The organism is Acinetobacter sp. CY73, from assembly GCF_059515865.1.
Genome location: NZ_JCAKMZ010000058.1, coordinates 1 through 6,742 on the forward strand (window position 1 = coordinate 1; position 6,742 = coordinate 6,742).

The window sequence follows — 6,742 nt, forward strand, 5'->3', positions numbered from 1 at the left end:
CTGTCGCTACTGGATTGCCATCTTTGTCTTTGATCACAACATCGACAGTCGAACCTGGCTCAGTTTTACCTGAAATTTCAGGAGTCGTGTCGTTGGTATCGTCAAGCGGATCAATTGAAACCACTGGGCCAGTTGTATCCACTTCGAAGCCTTCAGTTGCAGGTTCTGATGGGTTACCCTGATTGTCTTTCGCTACTGCTTCAACGGTGTACTCACCTTCTGGCAATGCTTCAGTTGGTGTGTATGACCAAGAACCATCTGGATTAACAGTTGCCGGACCTGTCGCTACTGGATTGCCATCTTTGTCTTTGATCACCACATCAACAGTCGAACCTGGCTCAGTTGTACCTGAAATTTCAGGAGTCGTGTCGTTGGTTTCATCAATCGGATCAATCGAGATTGCTGGACCACTAAAGTCTACAACGAAGTCTTCTTTAGCATCAGCTGTATTTCCAGCCTTGTCTGTCGCAACTGCAACAACATCTTGCTGACCTTCTGCTAGATCTTCAGATGGTGTGTAAGTCCAAGTACCATCTGGATTCACAGTTGCAGGACCAGTAACTACTTTACCATTTTCATCAGTAATGGTGATTTGTACTGTTGAACCTGGTTCAGTCGTACCCGTGATTTCTGGCGTTGCATCGTTTGTAAGATCAATTGGATCAATCGTTACATTTGTTGGTGCAGTCGTATCAATCACTAGATCAACTGGAGCATCAACAGTTGCTTCATTACCTGCAGGATCTTTCGCAGTTGCTTCAACTGTGTATTCGCCTTCTGGTAATTCAGTCGTCGGAGTATAAGTCCAAGAACCGTCTGGATTAACCGTCGCTGGACCTTGTGCTACAGGGTTACCATCTTTGTCTTTAACAACAACATCAACAGTTGCACCTGGCTCAGTTGTACCTGTTAACTCAGGAGTCGTATCGTTAGTTTCCACTGGTGGATCAATTGTGATCACTGGTGGAGTGGTATCAATCACCAATTCTTCTGGAGCAGCATCAGTTTCGTTACCTGCAGGATCTTTCGCAGTTGCTTCAACGGTGTACTCGCCTTCTGGTAATTCAGTCGTCGGAGTATAAGTCCAAGACCCATCTGGATTAACCGTCGCTGGACCTGTCGCTACTGGATTGCCATCTTTGTCTTTGATCACAACATCGACAGTCGAACCTGGCTCAGTTTTACCTGAAATTTCAGGAGTCGTGTCGTTGGTATCGTCAAGCGGATCAATTGATACCACTGGGCCAGTCGTATCCACTTCGAAGCCTTCAGTTGCAGGTTCTGATGGGTTACCCTGATTGTCTTTCGCTACTGCTTCAACGGTGTACTCACCTTCTGGCAATGCTTCAGTTGGCGTGTATGACCAAGAACCATCTGGATTAACAGTTGCCGGACCTGTCGCTACTGGATTGCCATCTTTGTCTTTGATCACAACATCGACAGTCGAACCTGGCTCAGTTGTACCTGAAATTTCAGGAGTCGTGTCGTTGGTTTCATCAATCGGATCGATTGAAACATCAGGACCACTAAAGTCTACAACGAAGTCTTCTTTAGCATCAGCTGTATTTCCAGCCTTGTCTGTCGCAACTGCAACAACATCTTGCTGACCTTCTGCTAGATCTTCAGATGGTGTGTAAGTCCAAGTGCCATCTGGATTTACTGTCGCAGGACCAGTAACTACTTTACCATTTTCATCAGTAATGGTGATTTGTACTGTTGAACCTGGTTCAGTCGTACCCGTGATTTCTGGCGTTGCATCGTTTGTAAGATCAATTGGATCAATCGTTACATTTGTTGGTGCAGTCGTATCAATCACTAGATCAACTGGGGCATCAACAGTTGCTTCATTACCTGCAGGGTCTTTCGCAGTTGCTTCAACTGTGTATTCGCCTTCTGGTAATTCAGTCGTTGGAGTATAAGTCCAAGAACCGTCTGGATTAACCGTCGCTGGACCTTGTGCTACAGGGTTGCCATCTTTGTCTTTAACAACAACATCAACAGTCGCCCCTGGCTCAGTTGTACCTTTAATTTCAGGCGTAGTGTCATTGGTTGGATCAATTTCATCTATCGTAATAACAGGAGGAGTTGTATCGATTACCAACTGTTCAGGTTCTGCATCAGTATCATTTCCAGCAGGATCTTTTGCAGTTGCTTCAACGGTGTATTCGCCTTCTGGTAATTCAGTTGTTGGAGTATAAGTCCAAGATCCATCTGGATTAACCGTCGCTGGACCTGTCGCTACTGGATTGCCATCTTTGTCTTTGATGACTACATCTACTGTCGCATCTGGTTCAGTTTTACCAGTCACTGTCGGAGTTGTATCGTTGGTTACTTCTACTGGATCAATTGATACTACTGGACAAGTCGTATCCACTTCGAAGCCTTCAGTTGCAGGATCTGATGGATTACCAAGTTTGTCTTTCGCTACTGCTTCAACAGTGTACTCACCTTCTGGCAATGCTTCAGTTGGAATGAACGACCAAGAACCATCTGGATTAACTGTCGCAGGGCCTTGTGCTACAGGGTTGCCATTAGCATCTTTTACAATAACATCAACAGTCGAATCTGGTTCTGTTGTACCTGTGATTTCTGGCGTTGTGTCATTTGTAGAATCAATCGGATCGATTGTGATATCCGGACCATCCAAGTCAACTTCGAAGTCTTCAACCGCCTGAGCAGTGTTACCCGCCTTGTCTGTCGCAACTGCAACAACATCTTGCTGACCTTCTGCTAGATCTTCAGATGGTGTGTAAGTCCAAGTACCATCTGGATTTACTGTCGCAGGACCAGTAACTACTTTACCATTTTCATCAGTAATGGTGACTTGTACAGAAGAACCAACTTCTGTTGTACCTGTGATTTCTGGTGTTGTGTCGTTTGTATCTTCAATTGGATTGATAGATACATTTGTTGGAGGAGTAACATCAACGCGGAACTCTTCTGAATCTGGAGCACCTTTGTTACCCAATTTATCAGTCGCTACACCAGTTACTGTGTAGTCGCCTTCTGGAGCTTCAAAGAATGGTACATATTTGAAGTTACCTTCAGCATCGGCATATACAGTTGCTGTTAATACTGAACCTGTTGGGACATGAGTAATAACTAAGTCAACTTTTGCACCAGCTTCAGTTTTACCTGTAAATTCTGGTGTTTTGTCATTGATTTCATCAGTTAAAGAAACTGGATAAACATCAATGTCTGGACCAATCGTATCAACGATAAAGTCTTCAATTGCTTGTGCTTTGTTACCCGCTTTGTCAGTCGCAACTGCAACCACATTTTGCTTACCATCAGTAAGAACATCAGAAGTAAACGTCCACGACCCATCTGCATTTACAGTCGCTGGGCCTGAAACTTCTTTACCATTTTCGTCAGTTAGAGTCACAACAACAGTTGTACCTGGCTCTGTTTTACCCGTAATGGTTGGTGTATTGTCATTTGTATCATTTACAGGATCAATTGAAACACCAATTGGCGACGTTGTATCTACATCAAACTCTTCAGTAGCTGGTTCGCCTGTATTACCAAGAGAATCTTTACCTACAGCCTCAACTGTATAATCACCTTCTGGTAATTCAGTCGTCGGAGTATAGGTCCAAGTACCATCTGGATTAACCGTCGCTGGACCTTGTGCTACAGGGTTGCCGTCTTTGTCTTTGATCACAACATCAACTGTCGAACCTGGCTCAGTTGTACCTGAAATTTCTGGAGTCGTGTCGTTTGTAGAGTCTATCGGATCAATTGTCACAACCGGACCATCAACATCTACTGTGAAGTCATCATTTGCAGAACCAGTATTTCCAGCAGGATCTTTCGCAGTTGCTTCAACTGTGTATTCGCCTTCAGGTAAATCAGTCGTTGGCGTGTAAGTCCAAGTACCATCTGGATTAACCGTCGCTGGACCTTGTGCTACTGGATTGCCATTTACATCCTTAACGATTACGTCAACAGTTGTACCTTGTTCAGTGGTACCTGTGATGTCTGGAGTAGCATCATTGGTTACGTCAATTGGATCAATAGTCACAACAGGAACAGTAGTATCGATCACTAGGTCAACTGGAGCATCAACAGTTGCTTCATTACCTGCAGGGTCTTTCGCAGTTGCTTCAACTGTGTACTCGCCTTCTGGTAATTCAGTTGTTGGAGTATAAGTCCAAGAACCGTCTGGATTAACCGTCGCTGGACCTTGTGCTACAGGGTTACCATCTTTGTCTTTAACAACAACATCAACTGTCGCACCGGGCTCAGTTGTACCTGTTAATTCAGGCGTCGTGTCATTGGTCTCTTCAACTGGGTTGATTGATACCACTGGTGGAACTGTATCTACAACAAAGTCTTCATTCGCATCAGCAGTGTTACCCGCCTTGTCAGTTGAAACCGCAACAACTTTCTGCTCACCTTCAGCCAAAGGCTCAGATGGTGTGAAGGTCCAAGTACCGTCTGGATTTACTGTCGCAGGACCTTTAACTTCTTTACCATTTACATCAGTTACAGTCACAACAACTGTTGTACCTGGTTCAGTGGTACCTGTGATGTCTGGTGTTGAATCATTGGTAAGGTCGATTGGATCAATCGTTACACTTGTAGCAGAAGTATCAATTACTAGATCAACTGGAGCATCAACAGTTGCTTCATTACCTGCAGGATCTTTCGCAGTTGCTTCAACTGTGTACTCGCCTTCTGGTAATTCAGTTGTCGGAGTATAAGTCCAAGTACCATCTGGATTAACCGTCGCTGGACCTTGTGCTACAGGGTTACCATCTTTGTCTTTAACAACAACATCAACTGTCGCACCGGGCTCAGTTGTACCTGTTAATTCAGGCGTCGTGTCATTGGTCTCTTCAACTGGGTTGATTGATACCACTGGTGGAACTGTATCTACAACAAAGTCTTCATTCGCATCAGCAGTGTTACCCGCCTTGTCAGTTGAAACCGCAACAACTTTCTGCTCACCTTCAGCCAAAGGCTCAGATGGTGTGAAGGTCCAAGTACCGTCTGGATTTACTGTCGCAGGACCTTTAACTTCTTTACCATTTACATCAGTTACAGTCACAACAACTGTTGTACCTGGTTCAGTGGTACCTGTGATGTCTGGTGTTGAATCATTGGTAAGGTCGATTGGATCAATCGTTACACTTGTAGCAGAAGTATCAATTACTAGATCAACTGGAGCATCAACAGTTGCTTCATTACCTGCAGGATCTTTCGCAGTTGCTTCAACTGTGTACTCGCCTTCTGGTAATTCAGTTGTTGGAGTATAAGTCCAAGTACCATCTGGATTAACCGTCGCTGGACCTTGTGCTACAGGGTTGCCATCTTTGTCTTTGATCACAACATCAACTGTCGCACCTGGCTCAGTTGTACCTGTTAATTCAGGCGTCGTGTCATTTGTTGGCGCACGATCATCAATCGCAACTGGTGGAGGTGTTGTATCAACAATTACACCAGCAACATCTGGAACAGGAGTAACGTTACCTGCCAAATCACGCGCAACCGCTTCTACAGTATACTTACCATCTACTAGATCAGTCGGAGTATAAGACCAAGTACCATCTGCATTTGGAGTAATCACTGCAGATTGAACAACTTGACCTGCCTCATCTTTAACAGTTACACGAACCATTTGAACATCAGGTTCTGTGGTTCCGTTAAATGTCGGAGTCGGATCATTGGTTAAACCATAATCCACTACTTCTACAAGAGGAGCAACAGTATCAACGATAACCTGAATAGAATCTGTATTAAAATTACCTGCTTTATCATAACCACGGGCAATTAAAGTATATTCACCGTCTGCAAGTTTAACACCTGTGTTATACGACCATTTATTAGTTGTTAAGTCATAAGTCGTTGCAGGTCCTTTAGAAACCACATTTCCATCTTTATCCAAGATTTCCAGTTCGGCTCTTACAACATCATTTTTTGTATTTCCAGTAAATATGTATTCTGGATTTTTTATATGGAAAGCCACGCTCGTCTCCGCTTTTAAGAGCTTTTCCGATGCAGCTACGGACTGCAAAGAGAAAGCTGCAAATTTTGCAGCGACTGCTGATTGCTGGGTAACAACCCATTCATCATCATCATCACTGCCGTTATCAGGTGGATCAATAGTAATTTCAGGAGGTGTTGTATCGATTTCTAATCCACCAATCCCTTCTTCTTTTTTCTCATTACCAGCAGGGTCTTTCGCAGTTGCATCAACTGTATATTCACCTTCTGGTAGCTCTTCTGTTGGTGTGTAAGTCCAAGAACCATCTGGATTCACAGTCGCAGTACCTTCAACAACTGGGTTTCCATCTTTATCTTTGATCACAACATCAACTGTTGAACCTGGTTCAGTTTTACCTGTAATTTCTGGTGTTAAGTCATTAGTTGTAATAGGAGGATCGATCGAGATTTCAGGAGGTGTTGTATCAATCACTAACTCTTCTGCTGGAGCATCAGTTTCATTACCTGCAGGGTCTTTCGCAGTTGCTTCAACTGTGTATTCGCCTTCTGGTAATTCAGTCGTCGGAGTATAAGTCCAAGAACCGTCTGGATTAACCGTCGCTGGACCTGTCGCTACTGGATTGCCATCTTTGTCTTTAACAACAACATCGACAGTTGCACCTGGCTCAGTTTTACCTGTTAACTCAGGAGTCGTATCGTTAGTTTCCACTGGTGGATCAATTTCGATGATTGGTGGAGTGGTATCAATCACCAATTCTTCTGGAGCAGCATCAGTTTCGTTACCTGCAGGATC

General features: G+C 44.1%; 1 protein-coding gene. It reads right to left on the reverse strand.

The features are described 5' to 3' along the window. Nucleotides 1–6,742, reverse strand: a 6,742-nt coding sequence (locus AC5YD2_RS15965) for an Ig-like domain-containing protein (RefSeq protein WP_496127240.1), incomplete at both ends; no start/stop codon positions are given.